The organism is Pseudomonas sp. KB-10 (genome assembly GCF_018221585.1).
In the GTDB taxonomy this organism is placed as follows: domain Bacteria; phylum Pseudomonadota; class Gammaproteobacteria; order Pseudomonadales; family Pseudomonadaceae; genus Aquipseudomonas; species Aquipseudomonas yangonensis.
The window spans coordinates 183,235-209,520 of the sequence record NZ_QYYB01000004.1 but is presented as its reverse complement, the minus strand read 5'-3'; the positions used below and the strand labels follow the sequence as shown (position 1 = coordinate 209,520).

General features: G+C 62.8%; 27 protein-coding genes and 1 other RNA gene. 7 read left to right on the top strand and 21 right to left on the bottom strand.

The features are described 5' to 3' along the window. Positions 1–4 precede the first annotated feature (4 nt). The 9 genes from mraY to rsmI form a co-directional block, all read right to left on the bottom strand. A complete protein-coding gene (gene mraY / locus DXK50_RS12710; protein ID WP_161864984.1) occupies positions 5–1,087 on the bottom strand; it encodes a phospho-N-acetylmuramoyl-pentapeptide-transferase in 1,083 nt (360 codons plus the stop codon). Further along, the gene (locus DXK50_RS12705; RefSeq protein WP_212630559.1) at positions 1,088–2,458 is read right to left on the bottom strand and encodes a UDP-N-acetylmuramoyl-tripeptide--D-alanyl-D-alanine ligase; all 1,371 of its coding nucleotides are present in this window, start codon (positions 2,456–2,458) and stop codon (positions 1,088–1,090) included. Next, positions 2,451–3,914 (bottom strand): UDP-N-acetylmuramoyl-L-alanyl-D-glutamate--2,6-diaminopimelate ligase, encoded by a 1,464-nt coding sequence (gene murE, locus DXK50_RS12700; protein ID WP_212630558.1) that lies wholly within the window; start codon positions 3,912–3,914, stop codon positions 2,451–2,453. The genes DXK50_RS12705 and murE overlap by 8 nt, the downstream gene beginning before the upstream one ends. Beyond that, positions 3,914–5,641, bottom strand: coding sequence for a peptidoglycan D,D-transpeptidase FtsI family protein (locus DXK50_RS12695; protein ID WP_212630557.1), 1,728 nt, complete (start codon positions 5,639–5,641; stop codon positions 3,914–3,916). Before DXK50_RS12695 ends, murE begins: the two co-directional genes overlap by 1 nt. Continuing rightward, positions 5,638–5,931, bottom strand: a complete 294-nt coding sequence (gene ftsL, locus DXK50_RS12690) for a cell division protein FtsL (protein ID WP_212630556.1) — start codon at positions 5,929–5,931, stop codon at positions 5,638–5,640. Before ftsL ends, DXK50_RS12695 begins: the two co-directional genes overlap by 4 nt. Next, a complete protein-coding gene (gene rsmH / locus DXK50_RS12685) occupies positions 5,928–6,875 on the bottom strand; it encodes a 16S rRNA (cytosine(1402)-N(4))-methyltransferase RsmH (protein WP_212630555.1) in 948 nt (315 codons plus the stop codon). Before rsmH ends, ftsL begins: the two co-directional genes overlap by 4 nt. Further along, a complete protein-coding gene (gene mraZ, locus DXK50_RS12680) occupies positions 6,872–7,327 on the bottom strand; it encodes a division/cell wall cluster transcriptional repressor MraZ (protein ID WP_024307020.1) in 456 nt (151 codons plus the stop codon). Before mraZ ends, rsmH begins: the two co-directional genes overlap by 4 nt. A 309-nt stretch (positions 7,328–7,636) precedes the next feature. Further along, positions 7,637–7,984, bottom strand: an RNA gene (gene rnpB, locus DXK50_RS12675) — RNase P RNA component class A. A 138-nt stretch (positions 7,985–8,122) separates the two neighbouring features. Continuing rightward, positions 8,123–9,022, bottom strand: a complete 900-nt coding sequence (rsmI, locus tag DXK50_RS12670) for a 16S rRNA (cytidine(1402)-2'-O)-methyltransferase (RefSeq protein WP_212630554.1) — start codon at positions 9,020–9,022, stop codon at positions 8,123–8,125. 89 nt (positions 9,023–9,111) lie between these two features. Here rsmI and DXK50_RS12665 point away from each other — a divergent pair, with 89 nt between their 5' ends. Genes DXK50_RS12665 through DXK50_RS12650 form a run of 4 tightly spaced genes read left to right on the top strand, consistent with a single transcriptional unit; the run spans position 9,112 to position 12,425 of the window. Beyond that, positions 9,112–10,920, top strand: coding sequence for a penicillin-binding protein activator (locus tag DXK50_RS12665; RefSeq protein ID WP_161864977.1), 1,809 nt, complete (start codon positions 9,112–9,114; stop codon positions 10,918–10,920). After that, positions 10,917–11,276 carry a YraN family protein gene (locus tag DXK50_RS12660; RefSeq protein WP_212630553.1) on the top strand — a complete coding sequence of 120 codons (360 nt, stop codon included), beginning with the start codon at positions 10,917–10,919 and terminating at the stop codon, positions 11,274–11,276. The genes DXK50_RS12665 and DXK50_RS12660 overlap by 4 nt, the downstream gene beginning before the upstream one ends. 25 nt (positions 11,277–11,301) lie before the next feature. Beyond that, complete coding sequence (locus DXK50_RS12655) at positions 11,302–11,895, top strand: phosphoheptose isomerase (RefSeq protein ID WP_024307016.1); 594 nt, start codon at positions 11,302–11,304, stop codon at positions 11,893–11,895. Further along, entirely contained in the window at positions 11,892–12,425 is a 534-nt protein-coding gene (locus DXK50_RS12650) for a BON domain-containing protein (protein WP_161864975.1), read from the top strand. Before DXK50_RS12655 ends, DXK50_RS12650 begins: the two co-directional genes overlap by 4 nt. Before the next feature lie 50 nt (positions 12,426–12,475). On the opposite strand, the gene DXK50_RS12645 is transcribed toward DXK50_RS12650, so the two are convergent. The 7 genes from DXK50_RS12645 to rplM form a co-directional block, all read right to left on the bottom strand. Then, the gene (locus DXK50_RS12645; protein WP_212630552.1) at positions 12,476–12,889 is read right to left on the bottom strand and encodes a ClpXP protease specificity-enhancing factor; all 414 of its coding nucleotides are present in this window, start codon (positions 12,887–12,889) and stop codon (positions 12,476–12,478) included. Positions 12,890–12,902: 13 nt separating this feature from the next. Then, the gene (locus DXK50_RS12640) at positions 12,903–13,520 is read right to left on the bottom strand and encodes a glutathione S-transferase N-terminal domain-containing protein (RefSeq protein ID WP_161864973.1); all 618 of its coding nucleotides are present in this window, start codon (positions 13,518–13,520) and stop codon (positions 12,903–12,905) included. Positions 13,521–13,677: 157 nt separating this feature from the next. Beyond that, positions 13,678–14,460: a cytochrome c1 gene (locus DXK50_RS12635; RefSeq protein WP_161864972.1), complete on the bottom strand. Its 783-nt coding sequence runs from the start codon at positions 14,458–14,460 to the stop codon at positions 13,678–13,680. Then, a complete protein-coding gene (locus DXK50_RS12630) occupies positions 14,460–15,671 on the bottom strand; it encodes a cytochrome b (RefSeq protein WP_013714132.1) in 1,212 nt (403 codons plus the stop codon). The genes DXK50_RS12635 and DXK50_RS12630 overlap by 1 nt, the downstream gene beginning before the upstream one ends. Then, a complete protein-coding gene (gene petA, locus DXK50_RS12625; RefSeq protein ID WP_161864971.1) occupies positions 15,671–16,264 on the bottom strand; it encodes a ubiquinol-cytochrome c reductase iron-sulfur subunit in 594 nt (197 codons plus the stop codon). The genes DXK50_RS12630 and petA overlap by 1 nt, the downstream gene beginning before the upstream one ends. Positions 16,265–16,519: 255 nt before the next feature. Next, positions 16,520–16,912 carry a 30S ribosomal protein S9 gene (rpsI, locus tag DXK50_RS12620; RefSeq protein ID WP_161864970.1) on the bottom strand — a complete coding sequence of 131 codons (393 nt, stop codon included), beginning with the start codon at positions 16,910–16,912 and terminating at the stop codon, positions 16,520–16,522. A 14-nt stretch (positions 16,913–16,926) separates the two neighbouring features. Then, positions 16,927–17,355: a 50S ribosomal protein L13 gene (rplM, locus tag DXK50_RS12615; RefSeq protein WP_003242947.1), complete on the bottom strand. Its 429-nt coding sequence runs from the start codon at positions 17,353–17,355 to the stop codon at positions 16,927–16,929. Between the two features lie 248 nt (positions 17,356–17,603). On the opposite strand from rplM, the gene DXK50_RS12610 reads away from it, so the two are divergent. Further along, complete coding sequence (locus tag DXK50_RS12610; protein ID WP_212630551.1) at positions 17,604–18,641, top strand: NADP(H)-dependent aldo-keto reductase; 1,038 nt, start codon at positions 17,604–17,606, stop codon at positions 18,639–18,641. Here DXK50_RS12610 and nfi read toward each other — a convergent pair. Further along, positions 18,638–19,351 carry a deoxyribonuclease V gene (gene nfi / locus DXK50_RS12605; protein WP_212630550.1) on the bottom strand — a complete coding sequence of 238 codons (714 nt, stop codon included), beginning with the start codon at positions 19,349–19,351 and terminating at the stop codon, positions 18,638–18,640. The two genes, DXK50_RS12610 and nfi, sit on opposite strands and share 4 nt — an antisense overlap. Before the next feature lie 72 nt (positions 19,352–19,423). After that, a complete protein-coding gene (locus DXK50_RS12600; protein ID WP_024307007.1) occupies positions 19,424–20,563 on the bottom strand; it encodes an acyl-CoA dehydrogenase family protein in 1,140 nt (379 codons plus the stop codon). Between the two features lie 209 nt (positions 20,564–20,772). On the opposite strand from DXK50_RS12600, the gene DXK50_RS12595 reads away from it, so the two are divergent. Continuing rightward, positions 20,773–21,702: a GlxA family transcriptional regulator gene (locus DXK50_RS12595; protein ID WP_461818880.1), complete on the top strand. Its 930-nt coding sequence runs from the start codon at positions 20,773–20,775 to the stop codon at positions 21,700–21,702. A gap of 110 nt (positions 21,703–21,812) precedes the next feature. Next, positions 21,813–22,775 carry a hypothetical protein gene (locus DXK50_RS12590; RefSeq protein ID WP_212630549.1) on the top strand — a complete coding sequence of 321 codons (963 nt, stop codon included), beginning with the start codon at positions 21,813–21,815 and terminating at the stop codon, positions 22,773–22,775. A gap of 76 nt (positions 22,776–22,851) precedes the next feature. Here DXK50_RS12590 and zapE read toward each other — a convergent pair whose 3' ends face one another. The 3 genes from zapE to DXK50_RS12575 form a co-directional block, all read right to left on the bottom strand. After that, positions 22,852–23,946: a cell division protein ZapE gene (gene zapE / locus DXK50_RS12585; protein WP_161864965.1), complete on the bottom strand. Its 1,095-nt coding sequence runs from the start codon at positions 23,944–23,946 to the stop codon at positions 22,852–22,854. A 98-nt stretch (positions 23,947–24,044) separates the two neighbouring features. Next, positions 24,045–25,391 carry a tryptophan--tRNA ligase gene (locus tag DXK50_RS12580; protein WP_212630548.1) on the bottom strand — a complete coding sequence of 449 codons (1,347 nt, stop codon included), beginning with the start codon at positions 25,389–25,391 and terminating at the stop codon, positions 24,045–24,047. 171 nt (positions 25,392–25,562) lie between these two features. Then, positions 25,563–26,192 carry an alpha/beta hydrolase gene (locus tag DXK50_RS12575; RefSeq protein ID WP_212630547.1) on the bottom strand — a complete coding sequence of 210 codons (630 nt, stop codon included), beginning with the start codon at positions 26,190–26,192 and terminating at the stop codon, positions 25,563–25,565. Positions 26,193–26,286: the final 94 nt, after the last annotated feature.

The following is a 26,286-nucleotide window of genomic DNA, read 5'->3' as shown; positions in this document are numbered from 1 at the left end:
TCAATTACCTCAGTTTCAGGGTGGCCAGGCCGATCAGCACGAGAATCACGGTGATGATCCAGAAACGGACGATCACGCGTGGCTCAGGCCAGCCCTTGAGTTCGAAATGGTGGTGGATCGGCGCCATGCGGAACACGCGCTTGCCGGTCAGCTTGAAGCTGGCGACCTGGATGATCACCGACAGGGTTTCCATCACGAACACGCCGCCCATGATGAACAGCACCACTTCCTGACGGACGATCACGGCGATGGTGCCCAGTGCGGCGCCGAGGGCCAGCGCACCGACGTCGCCCATGAACACTTGCGCCGGATAGGTGTTGAACCACAGAAAGCCCAGACCGGCGCCAACCAGAGCAGCGCAGAACACGATCAGCTCGCCCGAGCCCGGCACATAGGGGATCAGCAGGTACTCGGCGAAATTCACGTTGCCCGACAGGTAGCAGAAGATACCCAGGGCGCCGCCGACCATCACGGTGGGCAGAATGGCCAGGCCGTCGAGCCCGTCGGTAAGGTTCACCGCGTTGCTCGAGCCAACGATGACGAAGTAGGTCAGCACCACGAAACCGATGCCCAGCGGAATGCTGACATCTTTCAGCAGCGGCAGGATCAGCGTGGTTTCCACCGGATTCTGCGCGGTCATATAAAGGAAGAAGGCAGCGCCGAGGCCGAACACCGACTGCCAGAAGTACTTCCAGCGACTCGGCAGGCCGCGCGAGTTCTTCTCGATCACCTTGCGGTAGTCATCGACCCAGCCGATGGCGCCGAACGCCAGGGTAACGGCCAGCACCACCCACACGTAGCGGTTGGACAGGTCCGCCCAGAGCAGGGTGCTGACGGCAATGGCCGTGAGGATCAGCGCGCCACCCATGGTCGGCGTGCCTTTCTTCGACAGATGCGACTGCGGGCCATCGTTGCGCACGGCCTGGCCGATCTGACGCACCTGCAGGGTGCGGATCATCCACGGGCCGAGCCATAGCGACAGCGCCAGGGCGGTAAGCACGCCAAGGATGCCGCGCAGGGTCAGGTACTGAAAGACCGCGAAGCCCTTGTGGAACTGTTGCAGGTACTCTGCCAGCAGCAGCAGCATTTAGTGACTCTCCCCAGATACGCCACACAGCGCCGCCACGACCTTGTCCATGGCTGCGCTACGTGAACCTTTTATTAGTAGTGTGCTGCCCGCCTGCTCGGTGCGAAGCGCCTCGATCAGCTCGGCCTGTTCGACGAAGTGGCGGCCTTTTGAGCCAAACTCCTCGACAGCGAAACGCATCAGCGGGCCAACGGCGAACAGCGCATCGACCTTGCCGGCGGCATGGCGGCCGACATCGCGATGGCCCTGTTCGGCCCACTCGCCCAGCTCGCCCATGTCTCCCAGCACCAGAACGGTGCGACCGGAGAAGCCGGCGAGTATATCCACCGCCGCACACATAGACACGGGGTTGGCGTTGTAACTGTCATCGATAACCCGAACGCCATTTGGCGCCAGCTGCGCTACGGCGCGGCCCTTGACCGGCTGCAGGTTTTCCAGGCCCTGGGCCATGGCGACCAACGGCATGCCGAGGGCATGAGCCGCGGCGCAGGCAGCCAGTGCATTGGCCACGTTGTGTTCGCCCAGCAGATTGAGCTGAACGCGCGCGCTGCCAAGCGGACTGCGCAGCGTGAAGCCCTGACAGCCGCGCTCGTCACGGGCCAGGTCGCTGCCATGGAAATCGGCGCGGGTATCGCGCAGGGCAAAGCTGAGGACCTGGCGGCCGGCAGCACGGCGCTGCCAGGTGACGAAGGCCTTGTCATCCAGATTGAGGACGGCCACGCCGTCGCTCGACAGACCTTCGAGAATCTCGCCCTTGGCTTCGACGATCTTTTCCGGGCCGCCGAACTCACCGACATGGGCGTTGCCGGCATTGGTGATGATCGCCACCTGCGGCCGGGTCAGGCTGACGGTGTAGGCGATCTCGCCGACATGGTTGGCACCCAGCTCGATCACCCCGGCGCGATGTTCCGGTGCCAACTCCAACAGGGTCAGCGGTGCGCCAAGATCGTTGTTGAGGTTGCCGCGGGTGGCCAGCACCGCGCCGTTCAGACCGGCACGCAGAATGGACGCGAGCATCTCCTTGACGCTGGTCTTGCCACTGGAGCCGGTCACGGCAGCCAGCGGGCCGGTAAAGGCCTGGCGATTGAGCGCACCGAGTTGGCCGAGCGCCATGCGGGTATCAGCCACCAGCAACTGCGGCAGCGGCGCTCCCTCAACTTCACGTTCGACCAGTGCAGCAACGGCGCCCTTGGCGGCGACGTCGGCCAGGTAGTCATGGCCGTCGAAACGCGGCCCGGCCAGCGCCACGAACAGTTGCCCGGCAGCGATGGTCCGGCTGTCGGTGCCTACCGCAGAGAAAGCGACATCGGCGCCGATCACCCGTGCGTTCAAGTCACCAGCAACTTCGCTGAGCAGCCAGGGCTTAAGCATGAGCGGCCTCCCAGGCCGACAGGGCCTCGTTCGCTTCGATCAGATCGGAGAACGGCTGACGCACGCCCATGATCTCCTGATAATCCTCGTGACCCTTGCCGGCCAGCACCAGCACGTCGGCGGCCTCGGCCTGAGCAATCAAGCGTGCGATGGCATCGCCACGACCGTGAATGAACTGCACCTGCTCCGGCGAAACGAAGCCGGCACGAATATCTGCAACGATCTGCGCAGGGTCTTCGGTGCGTGGATTGTCATCGGTCACCCACACCACGTCGGCCAGACGCTCGGCCACCGCGGCCATCAGCGGACGCTTGCCGCGATCACGATCACCGCCACAGCCGAACAGGCACAGCAGACGCCCCTCGACATGCGGACGCATGGCTTCCAGCACTTTTTCCAGGGCATCCGGGGTGTGCGCGTAATCGACCACCACCAGCGGCTTGTCGCCGCCGCCCAGACGCTGCATGCGGCCAGCCGGCCCCTGCAGCTGCGGCAGCACCTTGAGAATTTCATCCAGGCCGTAGTCCAGGCCCAACAGCGCGCCGACCACCGCCAGCAGATTGCTCAGATTGAAGCGACCGAGCAGGTTGCTGCGCAGCACGCCCTCACCACGCGGCGTGATCAGACGTGCACGCACGCCGTGATCGTCGAAGTGCGCTTCGCTGCAATAAAGGAAGGCGCCGGCATCGCTGAGGCTGTAGCCGATCAGGCGTGACTCGTGCGCCTGCGCCGCCAGCTCACGGCCGAAGGCGTCATCCAGGTTGATCACCCGGCAACGCAGATTCGGCCAGGCGAACAGCCTGGCCTTGGCGGCGCCATAGGCCTCCATGCTGCCGTGGTAATCGAGGTGATCACGCGACAGGTTGGTGAACACCGCCACGTCGAACTCCAGCGCGGCGACACGGCCCTGGTCCAGACCATGGGAAGAGACTTCCATGGCCACGGCACGCGCGCCGGCCTGCTTGAGAGACGCCAGGGTCGCCTGCACGCCGACCGGATCGGGCGTGGTGTGCTTGCCCTGCTCCAGCGCGCCATGGAAACCATTACCCAGCGTGCCAACGATGCCGCACGGCTGGCCGAGCAGATCCAGCGCCTGAGCCAGCAACTGGCTGACGCTGGTCTTGCCGTTGGTGCCAGTGACGCCGACCAGGTACAGGGTACGGCTCGGCTCACCATAGAAGCGCCCGGCGATAGCCGAAAGCTGTCTGGCCAGGCCTTTGACCGGAACCAGCACGGCACTGTCGGCGTGCATGGCCGCGGCGCCCTCGGCCTCGAAGGCGACGGCGGCGGCACCACGAGCAATGGCATCGGCGATATGCACACGACCATCCTGCTGGGTGCCCGGCACGGCCAGGAACAGATCACCCGGACGCACCTTACGGCTGTCCAGGGTCAGTTCACGAATCAGCACGCCGCTTTCGGCAGCGGGCAGCAGTTGATTGAGCGGCATGGGCATCAGTTGCGCCCTCCCTGGCCAGCGGCGGCCATCTTCTGCTCGGGCGGCGGCAGATTGTCCGGCGCAATGTTCATCAGACGCAGCGAGCCAGCCATCACCCGACTGAACACCGGCGCGGAGATCAGGCCACCGTAGTAGGCCCCCTTGCCGGGCTCATCGATCACCACGACCAGCGCTATACGCGGGTCCTGCGCCGGCGCGAAGCCCGCGAACAGGGAACGATAGGAATTGGTCTGATAGCCCTTGGCCCCGGCGTTGGTCTTGCGCGCCGTGCCGCTCTTGCCAGCGACGTGATAGCCCGGCACCTGGGCGCGGAACACACCACGCGGCGCCTCGACCACCTGCTGCAACATGCCCTGCAGGGTCTTGGCCACCTCAGGCGGCACGACCTGCAACGCGCTCGGCTTGCTGTCCACGCGAATCATCGACAGCGGCGTCATGCCGCCACCGTTGGCCAATGCCGCATAGGCATGCGCCAGCTGCACGGCGGTCACCGACAGACCGTAGCCGTAGGACAACGTGGCCGTTTCCGCCTGACGCCACTGACGGTGATTGGGCAGATTGCCGACCCGCTCACCCGGGAAACCCAGGCCGGTGTCACGGCCCAAGCCCAGGTTGCTCAGCACCTGATGGATGTTCTCTCCGCCCACGTCGAAGGCGATCTTGCTCATGCCGACGTTACTGGAGTTGATCAGGATGCCGGTCAGATCCAGCGCCGGACCTTGCGTACGGGAAACGTCGCGAATGCTGTAACGACCGATCTGCAGGGTGCCGTTGCCGACCTGGACGATGTCGCTGGGCTTCCAGCGACCGGACTCCAGGGCAGCGGCCATCGACAGCGGCTTGATGGTCGAACCGGGTTCGAACACATCGATCATGGCGCGGTTACGCATGGCAGCCGGGGTCAGGTTGCGGCGATTGTTCGGGTTATAGGTGGGATGATTGACCATCGCCAGCACCTCACCGGTCTTCACGTCGACCATGACCAGACTGCCGGCCTTGGCGTCGTTTTCCAGCAGCGCGTTGCGCAGTTCGCGATGGGCCAGATACTGCAGACGCAGATCAATGGACAACGCCAAGGCCTTGCCAGCCTTGGCGTTCTGCGCAACCTGCACATCCTTGATCAGCTTGCCGCGGCGATCCTTGAGCACCTGGCGTTTGCCCGGCACACCGGCCAGCCAATCCTCGTAAGCCAGTTCCATACCCTCGCGACCACGGTCGTCGATGTCGGTGAAGCCAACCACATGAGCGGCGACCTCGCCCGCCGGGTAGAAACGGCGGAATTCCTCGATGGCATAAACGCCCGGCACCTTCAGATCCAGCACGCTCTGACCTTTCTCAGGGGTCAGACCGCGGACCAGGTACATGAACTCGCGCTCCTTGTTCTGCTCCAGGCGCGCAGCGAAGTTAGCCGGATCCTGCCCCAGGGCAGCAGCCAGCGCCGGCCACTGCTCACGACCAGCCTGCAACTCCTTGCCGTTGGCCCACAAGGTGGTGACCGGTGTACTGACCGCCAGCGGCTCGCCATTACGATCGGTGATCAGACCGCGGTGCGCGGGAATCGGGATATGCCGAACGCTACGGGCATCGCCATGAGCCTTGAGGAAGTCATGATCGAGCACCTGCAGATCGAGCATGCGCCAGGCGATGGCGCCGACCATCAGCGCCAGCAGCACCAGCACCAGACGGAAACGCCAGGGGTAGAGTGCGCCTTCGAGACCGATCATGGACGCACCATGCGCACGGCGGCAGGGTCGGGAATGTGCATTTTCAGCTGCTCGGTGGCGAGCGCTTCGATGCGGTTGTGCGCTGTCCAGGTACTTTGCTCGAGAATCAGCCGCCCCCACTCGGCCTGTGCCTTGTCGCGCACACTCAGTTCGCCGTACAGCTCGTTGAGCAGCAGACGATTCCAGTGCGCGCTGTAGGACACCGCCACGGCAGAAACCAGAATGGCAACGAACAACAACAGCATCAGAAAGCTGCCGCTGGGCATGGATTTGATCAGCCGGCGGCTCATCGCAATTTCTCCGCGACGCGCATCACCGCGCTGCGCGAGCGCGGGTTGGCCTTGAGCTCTGCCTCACCGGCGTAGACCGGTTTGCCGATCAATTTCAGACGCGGCTCGAAAGCTTTCGGGATGATCGGCAGGTCGCGCGGCAGCTTGTCCGCCTCGCCCTTGGCCTGACGCTTCATGAACTGCTTGACGATGCGGTCTTCCAGCGAGTGGAAGCTGATCACCACCAGGCGACCGCCCACCTCCAGCGTTTCAAGCGCTGCTTCGAGGCCACGCTCGAGATCACCGAGCTCGTTATTGATGTAAATGCGGATGCCCTGGAAGGCACGGGTCGCCGGATTCTTGCCCTTTTCCCAGGCGGGGTTGGCATCGGTCAGCACTTTCGCCAGATCGGCAGTGCGGGTAAACGGCTGTTCGGCCCGGCGCTGCACCACGGCACGCGCCATGCGCTTGGCGAAACGCTCCTCGCCGTAATCCTTCATCACCCGGGCGATTTCATCTTCGGCCGCCGTGGCGATCCAGTCAGCGGCACTGACGCCAGCATCCGGGTTCATGCGCATGTCCAGCGGGCCGTCATTGAGGAAGCTGAAGCCACGCTCTGGGTCGTCCAGCTGCGGCGACGAGACGCCCAGGTCCAGCAGGATGCCGGAGACCTGCCCGGAAATGCCGCGGACAACAGCCTCGTCGCCAAGTTCCGCAAAACTGCGCTGCACAACGACAAAGCGGCCGTCTTCGGCCGCCAATGCTTCCCCGGTGGCTATTGCCAGGGGATCCTTGTCGAACCCCAATAACCGCCCACCTGGCCCGAGTTTTTGCAGGATCAGCCGGCTGTGCCCTCCCCGTCCGAAGGTGCCATCCATATAGCAACCGTCAGCGCGCACGGCGAGCCCCTCGACGGCTTCGTCGAGCAGCACGGTGATATGGCGCAAGGTATCGGTCTTGGTCACAGGATCAGGCTACGCAATTCATCGGAAAGGGCTCCCGGCTGCTTGATGGCGGCCAGGTCGTTTGCAGCTTGGGCGTTCCAGGTTTCTTCATCCCACAGCTGGAATTTGTTCAGGTGGCCGACCAGCATCGCGTGCTTGTCGAGCTTCACATGGTCACGCAGGCGCGGCGGGATCAGGATGCGCGCACTGCCGTCCATTTCGAGATCCACCGCATTCCCTACCAGCAAGCGCTGCAGGATCCGGTTCTTCTCATCCAGGGAGGCCAGCACGCTGAGCTTTTCCTCGATCCGCTCCCACTCGACCAGCGGATAGATGTTCAGACAGGGGTCATTGATGTCGATGGTCACGATGAGCTGGCCTGCGCAACGCGAAACGAGCTCGTCACGATACCGACTCGGCATCGCGAGGCGCCCTTTGGCGTCGAGACTGATGGCGTTAGCTCCGCGAAACACGGTTGCGCTTCCCCTTTAATTAGCTGTCCGTGCCCATAAAAACCCACTTCATGCCACTTTTCACCACTTGCGCACACTATAGAAACGCCTACGCCCCACCGTCAAGGCGCTGCAGAACGGAAAAATCCTTACAGGACCGGTATTTAGCGAACAAAAGCGAGGGGGAAAGGGATGCCGGAGCCGGCTTTCGACAGATAAATCTCAGCCAATCCAGAAAGCTGAAATCCGAACTTAAAGTGATTTGTTAAGAGTAAGAATTTTTTGGTATCAGAAGAGCGGGGAATAGAAGCGCAAAACGAGAGAAGGAGGGAGGAGAGTCGATCTGTAAGCCGGGTTCTGTCGAGGACAGCCATTCCTCTACGGCGTACATCACTGCACGCCTTTAGCAACCTACCCGGTTCCAGCGCGGGCCACGCCGATGGAACCCTATTTGGTCTTGCTCCGAGTGGGGTTTACCTAGCCACGGACTGTTACCAGCCGTGCGGTGCGCTCTTACCGCACCTTTTCACCCTTACCGGCGCCGAAACGCTTAGGCGGTTATTTTCTGTGGCACTTTCCGTAGGCTCACGCCTCCCAGGCGTTACCTGGCACTCCGCCCTATGGAGCCCGGACTTTCCTCCCCCTTCTTGCGAAGGCAGCGACTGTCCGATCGACTCTCCGCCGGCAAGGGTAACAAAGCGGAAAGCGCCAAGCTACAAGCTGCGAGAAAAAGCAGCTGCGACCATTGGCATAGGAGTGGCTTCAGCCGCGAATGGGCCACCATCGCTCCTGCCCTATTCGCGGCTAAAGCCGCTCCTACAGCTGGCGCGTCAGCGCCGTCTGGTAAAGCAGGTTCTTGCGCACCCCGGTGATCTCGGCCGCCAGCGCCGCCGCTCGCTTGAGGGGCATTTCCGCCAGCAGCAGATCGAGCACTCGCAGGGCTTCGGCGCTGACCGCCTCCTCGCCTTCCGGGGCCTGCCAGCCGGCCACCAGCACCACGCACTCGCCACGCTGCTGGTTGCTGTCCGCTGCGACCCATTCGCATAGTTCGGCAAGCGGCAGCCCCTGCAGAGTCTCGAAGGTTTTGGTCAGCTCGCGCGCGAGCAGCGCGGGACGCTCGCCACCGAACACCTCACGCATGTCCTGCAGGCACTCGAGGATACGGTGCGGCGCCTCGTAGAAAATCAATGTACGCGGCTCCTCGCGCACCTGTTCCAGACGCGCCCGCCGCCCCGTCGCCTTGGCCGGCAGAAAGCCTTCGAAGATGAAGCGATCCGACGGCAGGCCGGCAGCCGACAGCGCCGCGATCAAAGCACAGGCGCCGGGCACCGGCACCACCGGCATACCCGCGGCGCGCACCTGGCGCACCAGGTGGTAACCCGGATCGGAGATCAGCGGTGTGCCGGCATCGGAGATCAATGCGACATCCTCGCCGGCCTGCAACCTGGCGAGGAAACGCCCACCCTGCTCACGCTCGTTGTGTTCATGGCAGGCCGCCAGCGGCGTCTGAATGCCGAAGTGCTGCAGCAGGCGCGCCGAATGGCGGGTGTCTTCGGCCGCGATCAGCGCCACTTCGCGCAGAATCCGCAAGGCTCGCGCACTGATGTCATCCAGATTGCCGATCGGCGTGGCGACCACATAAAGACTGCCTGGCTGGACGCTTGCGACTGCGGGCTGACTCACTGGAAACACCTCGTTAATTGAATGAGCGCTCATTCTAGCCGGTTCCGCCCTTGCGACATCGCACCGATCTCGGGGCTTGGGTACAATCGCTGCTTGATTTGCTCAAGTATCAGGATGACCCGATGATCGCTAGCCTGCGTCCTCTTTCCGCTTTATTCCTGGCCGGCCTGCTCGCCGCCTGCGCCAGCTCGCCCTCCAACAACCTGGGCCAGCTGCCACGCACGCCACAAGCCAGCATCGAGCAGATGCTCCAGCAAGCCGCCGAGAGCAAACCGGAACAGGCCGCCCTGCTGCGCCTGTCGGCAGCCGACCAGAGTTATCAGCAAAATGACGTGGCACGCGCCACGCGCATCCTCGAGCAGATCGACATCGCCAGCCTGCAGCCCGCACAACAGATCTTCGCCAACACGCTGAAAGCCGAGCTGGCGATGGCCCGCAAGCAGCCCAAGAGCGCACTGAAAGCCTTGCAACACCCCAGCTTCGAGCGCCTGGGCGAACTGCCGGTCGAGCAGCAGACTCGCACCCAGCTGGTTCGCGCACGCGCCCTCGAAGCCGATGGCCAGACCCTGGCTGCTGCCCGCGAGCGCGTGTTCATCGCACCACTGCTGAGCGGCCAGGCTGCTCATGACAACCATGAGAACATTTGGGCATTGGTGTCCACCCTGCCAGCGCAAACCTCTGCCGGCGCCGACACTGACCTGGCCGGCTGGCTGGAACTGGCCCAAGTGACCAAAGGCAGCGCCACGCTCGAACAGCAGCAGGCCGCCATCGACCAGTGGGTCGCGCAGAACCCGCAACACCCAGCCGCCGAGCAACTGCCCGAAGCGCTGGGCAAGCTGCGTGAACTGGCCAGCCAGCCGCTGACCCGTATCGCCCTGCTGCTGCCGCAGGAAGGCCAGCTGGCCAGCGTTGCCCGCGCCCTGCGCGACGGCTTCCTCGCCGCCCACTACGAAGCCCAACAGGCCGGGCAGAACCCACCGGATATCAAGCTGTACGACAGCTCCCGCATCGGTTCACTGGACGCCTTCTACCAGCAGGCGCAGGCCGACGGCGTGCAGCTGGTGGTCGGCCCGCTGGAAAAACCACTGGTCAAGCAGCTCAGCGACCGCGAGCAGCTGCCCATCACCACCCTCGCCCTGAATTACAGCGACGCTGGCCGGGAAGGCCCGGCACAACTGTTCCAGTTCGGCCTGGCCGCCGAGGACGAAGCCCGCGAAGTGGCTCGCCGTGCCTGGAGCGATGGTATGCGCCGCGCCGTGGCCCTGGTGCCGCGTGGCGATTGGGGTGATCGCGTACTGGATGCCTTCCGTCAGAGCTGGCAGGCACAGGGCGGCACCCTGATCGCCGCCGAGCACGTCGACCAGCCCGTTGAGCTGGCCCGCCAGATCGCCGACCTGTTCCAACTGCGCGAAAGCGAGGCCCGTGCGCGCCGCCTGCAGAACACCCTGGGCACCAGCCTGGATGCACAGCCGGCGCGCCGCCAGGACATCGACTTCATTTTCTTGGCTGCCACACCGCAACAGGCGCAGCAGATCAAGCCAACCCTGGCGTTCCAGTACGCCGGTGACGTGCCGGTCTACGCCACCTCGCACCTGTTCACTGGCGCGCACAGCCAGGCGCAGTATCAGGATCTGGAAGGCATCCGCTTCTGCGAAACCCCCTGGCTGCTCGATACCCACGCCCCGCTACGCCAGGAAGTCATGAGCCAGTGGCCGCAGGCCGGCGGCAGCCTCGGCCGCCTGTATGCCATGGGCGTCGATGCCTACCGCCTGGCTCCGCGCCTGGGCCAACTCAAGGCGCTGCCTGAGTCGCGCATCGACGGCCTGTCCGGCAGCCTAAGCCTGAACGCCACGCAGCGCATCGAACGCCAGCTGCCCTGGGCAGAGTTCCGCGGCGGCCAGGTTCAGCGCCTCCCCGACAGCATCAATTGAGCGCGCACAACGATCTGGGCCGAGCCGCCGAGCAGGAGGCCCGGCAGCATCTGGAACGTAACGGCCTGCGCCTGATCGAACAGAACTGGAGCTGTCGGCGTGGCGAGCTCGATCTGGTCATGCTCGACGGCGATACAGTAGTATTCGTCGAAGTCCGCGCCCGCCGCCACAGCGCCTGGGGCGGCGCCCTGGAGAGCATCGATGCGCGCAAGCGTGGCAAGCTGGTGATCGCCGCAGAACTCTTCCTCCAGCAACACTCACGCTGGACCCGCCACCCCTGCCGCTTCGACGTGGTCGCCATCAGCACTGAGGGCGCCACTCGCCTCGACTGGATCAAGAACGCTTTCGATGCCTGACGGCCGTACACTCAAGGTTTAACCGATGGACATGCAATCCCGAATCCGCCAGCTCTTCCAAGCCAGCATCGACACCAAGCAACAGGCCATGGAAGTCCTGGCGCCCTATATCGAGCACGCCAGCCTGGTAATGGTCCAGGCCCTGCTCAACGAGGGCAAGATTCTTTCCTGCGGCAACGGCGGCTCCGCCGGCGATGCCCAGCATTTCTCTTCCGAGCTGCTCAATCGCTTCGAGCGCGAGCGCCCCAGCCTGCCGGCCATCGCTCTGACCACCGACAGCTCGACCATCACCTCGATCGCCAACGATTACAGCTACAACGAGGTGTTCTCGAAACAGATCCGCGCGCTTGGCCAGCCGGGCGACGTACTGCTGGCGATTTCCACCAGCGGCAACTCAGCGAATGTCATCCAGGCCATTCAAGCTGCGCATGATCGCGAGATGATCGTCGTCGCCCTCACCGGCCGCGATGGCGGCGGCATGGCCTCGCTACTGCTGCCGGAAGACGTCGAGATCCGTGTTCCAGCCAAAGTCACCGCACGCATCCAGGAAGTCCATCTGCTGACTATCCACTGCTTGTGCGACCTGATCGACAGTCAATTGTTTGGGAGTGAAGAATGAAGCGTTCCGCACTGATTCTGGCCGCCCTGGCCGTTACCCTGACCCTGGCAGGCTGCGGTAGCCGCAGCATTGGCAACAAGATCGACGACCAGTTCCTCGGCCCGGAGGTCGCCTCGCGCATCAGTAACGCTCATGCCGACCTGTCCAGCCCGACCTCGCGCATCGTGGTCACCAGCTACAACGGCGTGATCCTGCTGGCCGGACAAACCCCGCGCAGCGAGCTCAAGGATCGCGCCGCCCAGACCGCTCGCGGCGTGCAGGGCGTGAAGAAGGTCTACAACGAACTGCAGGTGCAGCAACCGGCGTCCCTGCTGGCGCGCAGCAACGACTCGCTGCTGACCACCAAGATCAAGACGCAGATGCTGGCCGACAGCAGCGTGCCGAGCGCACGCGTGAAGGTCGTCACCGAGAACGGCATCGTCTACATGCTCGGCCTGGTGACGCGCGAAGAAGCCAATGCTGCCACCCGCGTGGTACAGGGCGTATCGGGCGTACAGCGGGTCGTACGCCTGTTCGAATACACCAACTGATTCGAACCTGACGACACGACAAGGGCGCCCATGGGCGCCCTTGTCATTTCCTACTTGACCACTTTCAGGCTTGGCCTACCGCTAGGACGCGGCGGCTCGCCACCAGACGGACCGTCATCATCCGGCCCCGGCCCCTCAGGGCCACCTGCGACCGGCGGCTCCATGTCGAAGACCATGCCCTGGCCGTTCTCCCGCGCATAGATCGCCAGGATAGCTGCGGTCGGGATATAGAGACTGTGCGCCACGCCGCCGAAACGCCCCTCGAAGCTCACGGCCTCATTGTCCATGTGCAGATGACGCACGGCACTGGGCGAAGCATTGAGGACGATTTGACCGTCGCTGGCGAAGCCAGACGGCACCTGCACCCCGGGATGTTCGGCATTGACCAGCAGGTGCGGTGTGCAATCGTTATCGACGATCCATTCGTACAGTGCGCGAACCAGATAGGCACGACTGGAATTCATGATCTCCTCCTTCTCAGCGCATCGCGCGCTCGGCAGCGGAAAGACTGGCCTGAAAGGCCTGACGGGCGAACTGGCGCTCCATGTAGTCGAGCAGCGGCTTGGCCGGACGCGGCAGCTCGATACCCAGCACCGGCAAACGCCAGAGAATGGGCAGTAGACAGCAATCCACCAGACTCAGCTCCTCGCTGAGGAAGAATGCCTTGTCCGCGAACAGTGGCGATACACCGGTGAGACTCTCGCGCAGCTCCTTGCGCGCCTGCTGACGCTCGGCCTCCTTGCTGCGCTTGTCGAGAATACGGTCGACCAGCACGCACCAGTCACGCTGGATGCGGTGCATCAGCAGACGGCTGTTGGCGCGCGCCACCGGATACACCGGCAACAACGGCGGATGCGGATAGCGCTCGTCGAGATACTCCATCACCACGGACGCCTCGTACAGCGCCAGGTCACGGTCGACCAGCGTCGGCAGACTGCCATAGGGATTGACTTCGGCAAGCTTGGGCGGACAGCGGCCCTGCTCGACATCGATGATCTCGACGCTGACACCTTTCTCGGCGAGCACCAGACGCACGCGATGGGAATAGTGGTCGGCGGGGTCGGAGTAGCAGGTCAACCTGTTGGTCACCGCCATGGCGATCCTCCTCGCTTTTTGATTATTCAGAAACAGGAAAAATTGCCGGAGCAATTCTTTCGTAGCAGACGACTGACCCTAGGGTAGCCGTAAGAAATGGCAGGCTAGAAAAACCTGCGCGCCCCTCAGGGCGCGCAGGTTTGCTACAGCAGACGACTTAGTGAACGTCTTTCCAGTACTCACGCTTGAGCAGGTAGGCGAACACGAAGAAGAAGGCCAGGTACAGCAGCACGTAGGTACCGATGCGCTGGGACTTCAGCTTGACCGGGTTGGCCGAGTAGGCCAGGAAGGTCACCAGGTTCTTGATCTTCTCGTCGAACTCGGCCTCGCTCAGCTTGCCGGTGTTCGGCTCAATAGTGAGCTGATCGCAAGCTTCGTGAGTGATCGGCGCACCGGTCAGCGGGTCGAACTGCTTCTTGCCGTCGGTAACGACCTGAACCTGCTTGCAACCGATGACCTGATTGCCCTGCAGACCAACCAGCACGTTGGGCATACCGACGTTCGGAAACACCTTGTTGTTGGAGCCCAGCGGACGAGTCGGGTCGGCATAGAAAGTACGCAGGTAGGTGTACAGCCAGTCGTTGCCACGCACACGAGCGACCAGGGTCAGATCGGGCGGCGCTGCGCCGAACCAGGCCTTGGCATCGTCCGGCTTCATGCCGATCTTCATGTGGTCGCCGATCTTGGCGTCGTTGAACACCAGGTTGTCCAGCATGATTTCGTGCGGGATGCCGAGGTCATCGGCGACACGCTCGTAACGCTGGTACTGGGCCGAGTGGCAGCCCATGCAGTAGTTGGCGAAGGTACGCGCGCCGTCCTGCATGGCAGCCTTGTCGGTCAGGTCGATGTCGACCTTGTCCAATTGCACATCATGACCACCGGCGGCAAAGCTGAGGGCCGGCAGCGCAGCGAAAACAAATGCAGCAAAGAGCTTTTTCATCAGCCAGTCACCCTTTCCGGAACCGGTTTGGTCTTCTCCATCCTGGTGTAGAACGGCATCAGGATGAAGTACGCGAAGTACAGGAAGGTGCACACCTGCGACAGCAGGGTACGACCCGGGGTCGGCGCCAGCACACCCAGCACGCCCAGGATGACGAAGGAGATGCAGAACACCACCAGCCAGATCTTGCTCAGCCAACCCTTGTAGCGCATCGATTTGACCGGGCTACGATCGAGCCACGGCAGCACGAACAGCACGGCGATGGCAGCCCCCATGGCGATGACGCCCAGCAGCTTGTCCGGTACAGCACGCAGAATCGCGTAGAACGGGGTGAAGTACCAAACCGGCGCGATGTGCTCAGGGGTCTTGAACGGGTTGGCCGCTTCGAAGTTCGGCTTCTCGAGGAAGTAACCGCCCATTTCCGGGAAGAAGAACACCACGAAGCAGAACACGAACAGGAACACCACTACGCCGACGATGTCCTTCACGGTGTAGTACGGGTGGAACGCGATACCGTCCAGCGGTACGCCGTTCTCGTCCTTCAGCTTCTTGATGTCGACGCCGTCCGGGTTGTTCGAGCCGACTTCGTGCAGCGCCAGGATGTGCAGCACCACCAGGCCGAGCAGGACGATCGGCAGCGCGATCACGTGCAGGGCGAAGAAGCGGTTCAGGGTGATGCCGGAAATCAGGTAGTCACCACGGATCCACTGAGTCAGGTCGTCGCCGATGACCGGGATGGCACCGAACAGCGAGATGATCACCTGGGCGCCCCAGTAGGACATCTGGCCCCACGGCAGCAGGTAGCCCATGAAGGCTTCCGCCATCAGCACCAGGTAGATCAGCATGCCAAAGATCCACACCAGCTCGCGCGGCTTCTGATAGGAGCCGTAGAGCAGACCGCGGAACATGTGCAGATAGACCACCACGAAGAACGCCGAAGCGCCGGTGGAGTGCAGGTAACGCAGGATCCAGCCGTACTCGACGTCACGCATGATGTATTCGACGGAGGCGAAAGCGCCTTCAGCCGAAGGTTCGAAGCTCATGGTCAGCCAGATACCGGTAACGATCTGGTTGACCAGCACCAGCAGTGCCAGCGAGCCGAAGAAGTAGAAGAAGTTGAAGTTCTTCGGGGCGTAGTACTTGGAGAGATGGTCTTCCCACATCTTGGTGGCGGGGAAGCGCGCATCCACCCATTCCATGAACTTGCTCATTACGCGTTCTCCTGGTCCACACCGATGATGATCACATCATCCGTCTCGTAGGTGTGCGGCGGCACTGGCAGATTCAGCGGCGCAGGCTGGGCCTTGTACACGCGACCGGCGAGGTCGTAGCGCGAACCGTGGCAGGGGCAGAAATAGCCGCCAACCCAGTCCGGCCCCAGATCAGCCGGAGCCACTTCCGGGCGGAAGGACGGCGCGCAACCCAGGTGGGTGCACAGGCCTACCAGCACCAGCAGTTCCGGTTTGATCGAGCGGTTTTTCTTGTCCACGTACTCCGGCTGCACGGAATCAGCAGACTCGGGATCGGCGACGCTGCCTTCGATCTTGGTCAGGTTGGCCAGGATCTCCTCGGTACGGCGCACGATGAACACCGGCTGACCGCGCCACTCAGCAACCATCTGCTGACCTGCCTCGATCTTGCTGACGTTCACCTTCACCGGTGCACCGGCCGCCTTGGCCTTGGCACTGGGGAACCATGACCCCACGAACGGAGTCGCAGCACCTACCGCTCCTGCAGCACCCACCACGGAGGTGGCTGCAACCAGGAAGCGACGCCGGCCTGCATTCACGCCGTCATTGCTCATTCAGTCGTCTCCCATCAGCTTTGTGGCCTGTTGTTCAGGCCTCTACTAAGTAAAAATCGGGCCGCGCAAAAAATTCGCCAAATGGTAAAGAAAAGCCCCTTTTCTGACAAGGTAATTACCCCGCAAGAGAACGGCGAAAGCCTTGGCGCGTGCGGCTTGCACGTATGCGGCACGTTGTCGCAGCACTTTGCCACGCCCATAAAAAACGCCCAGCTCCGTAAGGAAACTGGGCGCTTTTTGGAAGCGTAGACGCGATTAACGCTTCGAGTACTGCGGACGCTTACGCGCTTTACGCAGACCGACTTTCTTACGCTCGACTTCACGGGCGTCGCGAGTGACGTAACCGGCTTTACGCAGCGGGCTGCGCAGGGTTTCGTCGTACTCGATCAGAGCGCGGGTGATGCCGTGACGAATGGCACCGGCCTGACCGCTGACACCACCACCGGCAACGGTGACGAAGATGTCGAACTTCTCGACGGTCTCGGTCAGCTCCAGCGGCTGACGCACGACCATGCGAGCGGTTTCGCGACCGAAGAAGGTATCCAGGTTGCGATTGTTGATCGAGATGTTACCAGTGCCCGGACGCAGGAAAACGCGCGCGGTTGCGGTCTTGCGACGGCCAGTGCCGTAGTTTTGAGTCGCCGACATAATGAACTATTCCGTTAAATCTTCAGTTCTTGGGGCTGCTGAGCGGTGTGCGGGTGAGCGGCACCCTTGTACACCTTCAGCTTACGGTACATGTCGCGACCCAGCGGGTTCTTCGGCAGCATGCCTTTGACCGCGGTCTCGATCACGCGCTCAGGAGCACGAGCGATCAGCTTCTCGAAGTTGATCTCTTTGATGCCGCCCGGGAAACCGGAGTGGGAGTAGTACTTCTTGTCGCTGGCCTTGGCACCAGTTACACGCACCTGCTCGGCATTGATCACGACGATGTAGTCGCCGGTGTCAACGTGCGGGGTGTACTCAGGCTTGTGCTTGCCACGCAGACGGCTCGCGATTTCGGTGGCCAGACGACCCAGGGTCTGACCAGCAGCATCAACGACGAACCAATCGCGTTTTACTGTTTCCGGTTTAGCAGTAAAAGTTTTCATTCTTTATAGCCTCAGGGGCCGCCCAGCAAAAAATAGACGGCGGATCTTACTGGATAGTGCGTACTTTGACAAGTCAAAGGCAGCCGCATACGGACGCTATCGGGGGCTCGGGTCAGCGCGTCCACAATACGGCAAGATTCTTCGGCAGGCGGCGCATCACTTCCACCGCAGAAAGAGGTGCCGGATTATCCTGATTGCGAAAAAAAATTCAACCTGCTTGTATGACTCTTTTACCCAAGGAGCACTTCATGGAATACCGCAAGCTAGGCCGAACCGGTCTCGAAGTCAGCGCACTGTGCCTGGGCACCATGACCTGGGGCGAGCAGAACAGCGAGAGCGAAGGCCATGCCCAGATCGAACGGGCCAAGGCCAGCGGCATCAACTTCATCGACACCGCCGAGATGTACCCGGTGCCTCCACGCGCCGAAACCTACAGCAGGACCGAGCAGATCATCGGTAGCTACTTCAAGCGGCAGGGCGACCGCGCCGACTGGATTCTGGCCAGCAAGATCGCCGGTCCCGGCAATGGCATCACGCACATCCGCGACGGCCAGCTCAAGTTCAATCGCCAGCACATCGTCGCCGCGCTGGATGCCAGCCTCAAGCGCCTGCAGACCGACTGGATCGACCTGTACCAACTGCACTGGCCGGAGCGCCCGACCAATTTCTTCGGCCAGCTCGGCTACAAGCACCAGGACACGGATTTCACGCCATTGGAAGAAACCCTGGAAGTGCTCGACGAACAGGTCAAGGCCGGCAAGATTCGCCACATCGGCCTGTCCAACGAAACGCCCTGGGGTACGATGAAATTCCTGCAACTGGCCGAGAGCCGCGGCTGGCCACGGGCGGTGTCGATCCAGAACCCCTACAACCTGCTCAACCGCAGCTTCGAAGTGGGTCTGGCGGAGGTGGCGATTCGCGAACAGTGCGGTCTGCTGGCCTATTCACCGCTGGCGTTCGGCATGCTCAGCGGCAAATACGAGGGCGGCGCCCGCCCGGCCGGTGCACGTATCAGCCTGTTCAGCCGCTTCGCCCGCTACACCAACCCGCAGGCCGAAGCAGCCTGTTCGCGCTACGTCGCCCTGGCCCGCGAACACGGCCTGGATCCGGCGCAAATGGCCCTGGCCTTCGTCACCGCGCAGCCCTTCGTGACCAGCAACATCATCGGGGCCACCAGCCTGGAGCAGCTGGACAGCAACCTGGCCAGCGCCGAGCTGAAGCTGTCCGAGGAAGTGCTCGCCGGCATCGAGGCGATTCACAAGGGCCAACCCAACCCGGCCCCTTAAAAGAGTGACGGCTGATCGTTCCTGGTATCGCGTCGCGAGGCCAGGCGATCGGCCAGTCGGGTCGGCTCGGGAAGGCGGTGACGCCTGACGCACGCCATGACCAGCGCCGGCGCTCGCTCGAGACTGACCCGATTGCCCGGAGAGACGATCAGCGGCCGCACGCGATCCTTGCTGCGCAGCACCCAGCCGATTCGCTCGCCCTTCCTGCTTAGCAGCTCGACGCATGCACCCCGCGCCTCACCCAGCTCGGCGTGATGCCCCGTAAGAATCTTCTTGGCCACGCCAATGGTCGGCAAGCCGCTGACCACGCCCAGGTGCGCGGCAATACCCAAGCCGCGCGGGTGGGCGATACCGTGCCCGTCGACGAAGACCAGATCCGGCTCCTGCGGCAGATCAGCCAAGGCTCGAAGCAAGGCGGGCAATTCGCGAAAGGACAGCAGCCCCGGCACATAGGGCATGCTGGTGGGAATGCGTGCCACGCATTCGGCTAGCGGCTGCAGCGTATCGGCATCCAGCAGCACTGCGGCAGCGCGCGTGATGGCGCCGCCTTCCTCGAAGCCGACATCCACGCCCGCCAAGCGCCTTAGCGGCGGATAATCATCCTCCAGTCGTACTTGCCGGGCCAGGTGCGTCTGCAGTTCGCGGGCGGCCGCCGGGCTGCCGTCCCAATCCGCGAACGGGGTGGCAGCCAGATCGCTCAATCGGGTCATGAGGCTCTCCAGGCATTTCTGCCTTGGAGCCGCGGGGCGACGCCTGAGTTCGCCCCGTGAACCACTCCCCCATTACACCAACGAGCGGGAAATGATCTCCTTCATGATCTCGTTGGTACCGGCATAGATGCGCTGCACACGTGCATCGGCCCAGGCTCGTGCGATCGGATACTCCCACATGAAGCCGTAGCCGCCGTGCAACTGTACGCACTCATCAAGCACCTTGCACTGCAGATCGGTGGTCCAGTACTTGAGCATCGCCGCAGTCGGCACATCGAGTTTGCCCTTGAGATGCAGCTCCAGACAGCGGTCGATGAACACCCGCCCAACCTGGATTTCGGTGGCCATCTCGGCGAGCTTGAAGCGGGTGTTCTGGAAATCCGCCACGGCCTTGCCGAATGCCTTGCGCTCCCGGGTGTAGTCCAGCGTCCACTTCAGCGCCGCCTCGGCCGAAGCCAGGGCGCCGATGCCGACGGTCAGACGCTCCTGCGGCAGCTCCTGCATCAGGTAGGCGAAGCCCATGCCGGCCTGGCCCAGCAGGTTTTCCTTGGGTACGCGCACATCCTGGAAGAACAGCTCGGAGGTGTCCTGCGCTTTCATGCCCACCTTCTCCAGGCGCTTGCCCTTGGAGAAGCCCGGCGTGTTGGCCTCCACCAGGAACAGGCTGGTGCCCTTGGCACCGGCCTTGGGGTCGGTCTTGGCAACGACGATCACCAGATCGGCCAGCCAGCCGTTGGTGATGAAGGTCTTCGAGCCATTGATCACGTATTCGTCGCCATCGAGCACGGCAGTGGTCTTCACGCCCTGCAGGTCGGAGCCGGCGCCCGGCTCGGTCATGGCGATGGCGGTGACCATCTCGCCGCTCACCAGCTTGGGCAGGTAGTGCTGTTTCTGCGCCTCGCTGCCGTAATGCAGGATGTAGGGCGCGACGATATCCGAGTGCAGCGAGAAACCGATGCCGGTCAGCCCCAGGCGACCGATCTCCTCGATCACCACGGTGCTGTAGAGGAAGTCGGCAGCCATGCCGCCGTATTCTTCGGGGATATGCGAGCAGAGCATGCCGGCCTCGCCCGCCTTGTTCCACAGCGCCCGATCGATATGGCCGTCCTTCTCCCACTGATGGTGATGAGGCACCGCTTCCTGCTCGAGAAACTTGCGCACGCTGTCACGAAACAGTTCATGGTCGGAGCTGAATAGGGTTCTGGGGATCATGGCGCTACCTGTGGTCATCGAGGGTTCAGCGCTCGACTTTAGCCAAGCAAACGCTTGCTTACACTGGACACAAGCGCCAAAAAATAAGACGATCCAGCCGCCTAGTGACCACTTAGCCTTTATAAAAACAACATATGGTTAATCATCAGTCAGGCGCCTTGCGGCGCGTCAGCATTCTCGCCACCGACGGCGTTTTCGCTTCCACCCTCATGCAGGCCAAGGATTTTTTCCACATGGCCGGCATCCGTTACGCCAGGCAGCAGGGCCTTGGCGATCAACCCCCGTTCGAGATTCGGCTGGTCAGCCCCGACGGCCACCCGGTGAAAAGCTTCAGCAACGTCCGCGTCCCGGTCGATGGCGGCCTGGAAACCTGCGACGTGATCATCCTGCCGGCCTTCTGGGACGACTTCGATGCGCTCAGCCGTCGTTATCCGCAGGTGCTGGACTGGCTCAGGCTCCAGCATGCCGGCGGTACCGCGATCTGCGGGGAGGCCAGCGGGGTGTTCTGGATGGCCGAAGCCGGCCTGCTCGACGGCAAGGAAGCAACCACCTACTGGCGCTTCTTCCGCGAGTTCGCCGAGCGCTTCCCCAAGGTTCTGCTCAATCAGGACAAGCACCTGTCCGATGCCGACAACCTGTATTGCGCTGGCGGCGTCACCTCGGCCTGCGATCTGTACATCTACCTGATCGAGCGTTACTGCGGCGCAGGCGTGGCACAGGGTGTGGCACGCGACATTCTCTACGAGGTGCAGCGCAGCTATACGCCGGGGCGCATCGGTTTCGGCGGGCAGAAACTGCATCAGGACGTCACCGTGCTGCAGATCCAGCATTGGCTGGAGGAGCACTACGCCAACAAGTTCCGCTTCGAGGACGTGGCCCGCGAACACGGCATGAGCATTCGCAACTTCATGCGCCGCTTCCAGGGCGCCACCGGCGACAAACCCCTGCACTACCTGCAGCGCCTGCGCATCGAAACCGCCAAGAGCCTGCTCTCCTCCACGCGCAAGAGCATCAAGACCATCAGCTACGAGGTCGGTTACGACGACGCCAGCTTCTTTGCCCGCCTGTTCCGCCAGCATACCGAGCTGTCGCCGAACCAGTATCGCCGGCAATTTCAGCAGAAGGACCCGCAGAACTGAGCACCTCGAACCATAGGGCGGCAAAGCGCCAGCCCGCCCTTGGTTAGGTTGGCGCGCCGCAGCAGCGCCCTATGATCGACGGTGAACATAACAACAACAGGTTCACCGCCATGCGTCGTTTATTGATTGCCCTGCTTGCCACCTGCAGCCTCAGCGCTGCGGCGGCCGATAACTGGAAATCCTTCCCGCTCGACCAGAGCGCCTACGACTACAGCGGCGACAAGCTGCGCCAGGCCTGGCCGCAACTGACCCGCGGCTTCGGCGATTACCCCTTCCCCGACGCCGACTGGGTGGTGAACATGGCCACCCGGCATCCGCAGGCCCTGGAAAAGACTGTGGCCGCCGGCACCGGCTTTAGCGGCAAACCGGAAGAAGCCGAGGCCTATGCGCAGAAACTGCAGGAAGTCTGGCGCCTGATGTTCCGCGGTGATTTCGCCCAGGCCAAGGAACAGGGCATGGCGCTGGGCATCGGCGGACAGATACCGGCGATGTTCGCCCAGGTCGTCTACGCCATGTTCCTGGTGCCGGACCAGGCCGAGAAACATCGCCTGCTGGAGGAAGTGATCGCCTACACCGACGAGGCCGGCGATCTGGTGCAAGCCGATGCCGTCGCCCAGTTCGGCCGCGTCTATGCCAAGGCGCGCCTTGGCGAGGAGCTCTCCGTGCCGGTGGTGCTCAAGCGCGGCTACACCTCGCAGATTCCCCAGGAGCTGGACGCCCTGCTCGCCAAGCAGCCCAGGCAGCCGTTCGCCCTGGCGCTGTACGGCGGATACGAAGCCGGCGTGATCCGCAAGGTCGGCAAGCTGGTCGGCAAGATGACTTACGGCGTTAGCGCCGACAAGATGGAAACCTACTTCCAGCGCAGCTTCCAGGCTCGCGACGACCTGCCCATCGGCCACTACGAATACGCCAACGCGCTGACCTACGTGTATGGCGACGATGAAGAACAGAAGGTCATCGAGCACCTCGAGCGCGCCGTGGCGATCAAGCCGATCAGCGCCATGGAGGCCCTGGAAGTGGCCCACGCGCAGAAGCTGCTGACCCAGTATCAGCAGAAGCTGGCGAAGAACTGAACGCCACTGAACGCAACCAGCCGGCCATCAACGAAAAAGGCGACCTTGTGGGTCGCCTTTTTCGTATCGCTGAACCTCAGGGCCGGTGTGGGCGCGAGAGGAACTCGTGCGATTGCATCTCCAGCAGACGACTCAGCGTACGCTGGAACTCGAAGCTCAGACGGCCGCCGGTATAGAGATCCTTGAGCTCCACCTCGGCAGAGATGATCAGCTTGACGTTGCGGTCGTAGAACTCGTCCACCAGATTGATGAAGCGCCGCGCCATGTCGTCCTTGGCTACGCCCATCTGCTCGACGTTGGCCAGGATCACCGCGTGGAAGATCTTGCCAAGCTCGATGTAGTCGTTCTGGCTACGCGGGCCATCGCAGAGTTCGCGGAATTCGAACCAGGCCACGTCTTCGCACACGCGCACGGCATTGATCGCGCGGTTCTCGATCATCAGCGCCTCGTTCTCCACCATATGGGTGCAGTCCGGCAGCAGACTCTGGAAGCTCTTGCGCAGGCTCTCTTCCGTGGACGGCCCGAGCGGGAAATGGAACAGCTCGGCCTGCTCCAGCGCACGCAGGCGATAGTCGACGCCGCTGTCGACGTTGACGATATCGGTGTGCTCCTTGAGCAGGGCGATGGCCGGCAGGAAACGCGCACGCTGCAGGCCGTCCTTGTACAGGCCGTCCGGCACGATGTTGGAGGTGGCGACCAGCGACACACCGTTCTTGAACAGTTCTTCGAGCAGCGTGGCGAGGATCATGGCATCGGTGATATCGCTGACGAAGAACTCGTCGAAGCAGATCACCCGCGCCTCGTCGGCGAAGCGCTTGCCAATGATGGTCAGCGGATTCTTCTCGCCCTTGAGGGTCTTCATTTCCTCGTGCACACGCTTCATGAAGCGGTGGAAGTGGGTGCGCATCTTCTGCTCGAACGGCAGCGCATCGAAGAAGGTGTCGACCAGATAGGTCTTGCCGCGCCCGACGCCCCCCCAGAAGTACAGGCCCTTGACCGGCCCTTGCGGCTTCTTGCCGAACAGCTTGCCCATCAGCCCGGACTTGCCCTGGTCGCGCGCGATCAGATCGTCGTACAGACGCTGCAGGTGGCGGACGGCATTTTCCTGGGCCGCATCATGGAAGAAGTCGGGCCGCTTGAGGTCGGCCTGATAACGCTCTAAGGGGGTCATGATTCGTTAGCCGGGCAAGTAAAAACGGGGGCGTCACTTTAGCGACGCCCCCGTTTGTTGGCAATCATGGCCGTAGCCCGGATGCAATCCGGGCTACTTCACTCCTGCGGGGCCAATGCCTCACGCAGGCGGGCGATGGCAGCTTCCACGGCCTGACCATCGGCGAATTCGGGGCTGCTGGCCACGTTCTCGCCGTCGATCCACACCGAGAACGCCAGACCTTCGGCACGCACGTCCAGCGCTTCGCCAGATTGCAAACGCTTGTTGACCATACCCGCCGACTTGCCATCGGCGAAGGATTTCGACAGCAGCAGTTGCTCGCCATCGGCATCCAGCAGACGGAAGCGGAAGCTGCCGTCGTCATCACGGAAGCTGACGAAGCGCGCGCTCTTGCTGGCTTTCTTCTTCTCGCCGGCCGTCACCTGCACCTGCTCACGGAACGAGCGCAGGCCGACCGCCTCACGCAGTTCGCCGAGGAACGGCGTGGCGATCCTGCGCGCCTTGGCGGCGCCCGCGAGGAGAATGTCTTCCAGATCAACCGGCTTGGCGATCAGCGCGTTGTAGCGCTCGCGCGCCTCGCCCAGGGTGTCTTCCAGCAACTGATACAGGCGATTCTTCGCCTCGCCCCAGGCCAGTCCGCCCTCCAGGTCGGCACGGAACTCGGCCTGTTGCGACTGGCTGGCGAAGGCCTGGTACAGGGTGAACAGGTGCGAACCTTCGGCGTCCTTGGGTTCCCCCGGCAGCCTGGAGTCGGTGACGATGCGCGCCACAGCGTCCTTGAGCTGCTTGGCGGTGCCGAACAGCGGGATGGTGTTGTCGTAGCTCTTGCTCATCTTGCGTCCATCGAGGCCTGGCAGCGTCGCCACTTCCTCCTCGATCACCACCTCGGGCAGCACGAACAGGTCCTTGCCCTTGCCGAACAGGTGGTTGAAACGCTGGCCGATGTCGCGAGCCATTTCCACGTGCTGGATCTGATCACGACCGACCGGCACCTTCTGCGCGTTGAACATCAGGATGTCCGCCGCCATCAGCACCGGGTAGCTGAACAGGCCCATGGTCACGCCGGCATCCGGGTCTTCACCGGCTTCGACGTTCTTGTCCACCGAAGCCTTGTAGGCGTGGGCGCGGTTGAGCAGGCCCTTGCCGGCGACGCAGGTCAGCAGCCAGCACAGCTCGGGAATTTCGGGAATATCGGACTGGCGGTAGAAGGTCGCCTTGTCGGTATCCAGGCCCAGGGCCAGCCAGGTCGCGGCGATCTCCAGACGCGAGCGCTGAATGCGCGCCGGGTCGTCGCACTTGATCAGTGCGTGGTAGTCGGCGAGAAAGTAGAAGGAGTCCATCTGCGGATCGCGACTGGCAGCGATGGCCGGACGAATGGCGCCGGCATAGTTGCCCAGGTGCGGCGTGCCGGTGGTGGTGATACCGGTGAGGATACGGGTGGTCATGACGTTCGCTTATCAATGGCTGAAAGACTTAGAACCTGTTCACGATCTGCTGCGCGTCGGCCATGCTGCGTTGAAACCAGCCTCAAAATGCTCATTTACGACTAGTAAACTGCGCTTTTTCGCCTGGTTTCGCCTTGCCTGGCTCTAGCTCGCGAGATCGTGAACAGGTTCTTACAGGCGAGGCAACAGCAGATCCTTCAGATCCGTCAGCTTGCCGTGAAAAAAGTGACCGCATTCTGCCACTTTCAACAGTTCATGGGCACGCCCGAGGTTGGCCGACCAGTCGTAGACTGCCTGCGGCTCGACCACCTCGTCAGCGTCAGGCTGGATCACCACCAGCGGGCACTGGCTGGCGGGCGGTGTATCGGCCGTCAGCCGGTGTACGGCGGGAGCGACCATGAACAGCTTGCTCGGCACTCGGCCTTGCGCTTCAAGACGAGCACCCAGCGCAGCTGCCACGAAGCCGCCAAAGGAAAAGCCCAACAGCGTAACGGGCAGATTCGGATACTCTTCCTGCAGCCAGGCGGCAACGGCCTCGGCGTCGTCCACTTCGCCGGTCCCCATATCGTGGCTGCCGGCACTGGCGCCAACACCGCGATAATTGAAACGCAATGTGTGATATCCGCAGTCACGCGCGGTACGCTGCAACGTGGACACCACCTTGTTGAGCATGGTGCCACCCTGCACGGGGTTGGGATGACAGACCAGCGCCACACCCTGGGCGTCCGCCACCTCCAGCAGAAGGGCTTCGAGTTGGCCCACCGGGCCCTGGATGAAAAGAGGGGTTTCGCGACTGAGCAACACTGAACTCCGTGACCCCGCAACGGGTCGACTCGTCTAGCAAACTGCCTGTGCGGCAAATGAACCTGTTCAGCGCCTCGAGCGCTCGCGCAAT

Coding starts and splice junctions, on each gene's coding strand:
- mraY (WP_161864984.1), bottom strand. CDS start 1,087: ATGCTGCTGCTGCTGGCAGAGTACCTGCAACAGTTCCACAAGGGCTTC.
- DXK50_RS12705 (WP_212630559.1), bottom strand. CDS start 2,458: ATGCTTAAGCCCTGGCTGCTCAGCGAAGTTGCTGGTGACTTGAACGCA.
- murE (WP_212630558.1), bottom strand. CDS start 3,914: ATGCCCATGCCGCTCAATCAACTGCTGCCCGCTGCCGAAAGCGGCGTG.
- DXK50_RS12695 (WP_212630557.1), bottom strand. CDS start 5,641: ATGATCGGTCTCGAAGGCGCACTCTACCCCTGGCGTTTCCGTCTGGTG.
- ftsL (WP_212630556.1), bottom strand. CDS start 5,931: ATGAGCCGCCGGCTGATCAAATCCATGCCCAGCGGCAGCTTTCTGATG.
- rsmI (WP_212630554.1), bottom strand. CDS start 9,022: ATGAGCGCTCATTCAATTAACGAGGTGTTTCCAGTGAGTCAGCCCGCA.
- DXK50_RS12665 (WP_161864977.1), top strand. CDS start 9,112: ATGATCGCTAGCCTGCGTCCTCTTTCCGCTTTATTCCTGGCCGGCCTG.
- DXK50_RS12655 (WP_024307016.1), top strand. CDS start 11,302: ATGGACATGCAATCCCGAATCCGCCAGCTCTTCCAAGCCAGCATCGAC.
- DXK50_RS12650 (WP_161864975.1), top strand. CDS start 11,892: ATGAAGCGTTCCGCACTGATTCTGGCCGCCCTGGCCGTTACCCTGACC.
- DXK50_RS12645 (WP_212630552.1), bottom strand. CDS start 12,889: ATGAATTCCAGTCGTGCCTATCTGGTTCGCGCACTGTACGAATGGATC.
- DXK50_RS12640 (WP_161864973.1), bottom strand. CDS start 13,520: ATGGCGGTGACCAACAGGTTGACCTGCTACTCCGACCCCGCCGACCAC.
- DXK50_RS12635 (WP_161864972.1), bottom strand. CDS start 14,460: ATGAAAAAGCTCTTTGCTGCATTTGTTTTCGCTGCGCTGCCGGCCCTC.
- DXK50_RS12630 (WP_013714132.1), bottom strand. CDS start 15,671: ATGAGCAAGTTCATGGAATGGGTGGATGCGCGCTTCCCCGCCACCAAG.
- petA (WP_161864971.1), bottom strand. CDS start 16,264: ATGAGCAATGACGGCGTGAATGCAGGCCGGCGTCGCTTCCTGGTTGCA.
- rpsI (WP_161864970.1), bottom strand. CDS start 16,912: ATGTCGGCGACTCAAAACTACGGCACTGGCCGTCGCAAGACCGCAACC.
- rplM (WP_003242947.1), bottom strand. CDS start 17,355: ATGAAAACTTTTACTGCTAAACCGGAAACAGTAAAACGCGATTGGTTC.
- DXK50_RS12610 (WP_212630551.1), top strand. CDS start 17,604: ATGGAATACCGCAAGCTAGGCCGAACCGGTCTCGAAGTCAGCGCACTG.
- nfi (WP_212630550.1), bottom strand. CDS start 19,351: ATGACCCGATTGAGCGATCTGGCTGCCACCCCGTTCGCGGATTGGGAC.
- DXK50_RS12600 (WP_024307007.1), bottom strand. CDS start 20,563: ATGATCCCCAGAACCCTATTCAGCTCCGACCATGAACTGTTTCGTGAC.
- DXK50_RS12595 (WP_461818880.1), top strand. CDS start 20,773: ATGCAGGCCAAGGATTTTTTCCACATGGCCGGCATCCGTTACGCCAGG.
- DXK50_RS12590 (WP_212630549.1), top strand. CDS start 21,813: ATGCGTCGTTTATTGATTGCCCTGCTTGCCACCTGCAGCCTCAGCGCT.
- zapE (WP_161864965.1), bottom strand. CDS start 23,946: ATGACCCCCTTAGAGCGTTATCAGGCCGACCTCAAGCGGCCCGACTTC.
- DXK50_RS12580 (WP_212630548.1), bottom strand. CDS start 25,391: ATGACCACCCGTATCCTCACCGGTATCACCACCACCGGCACGCCGCAC.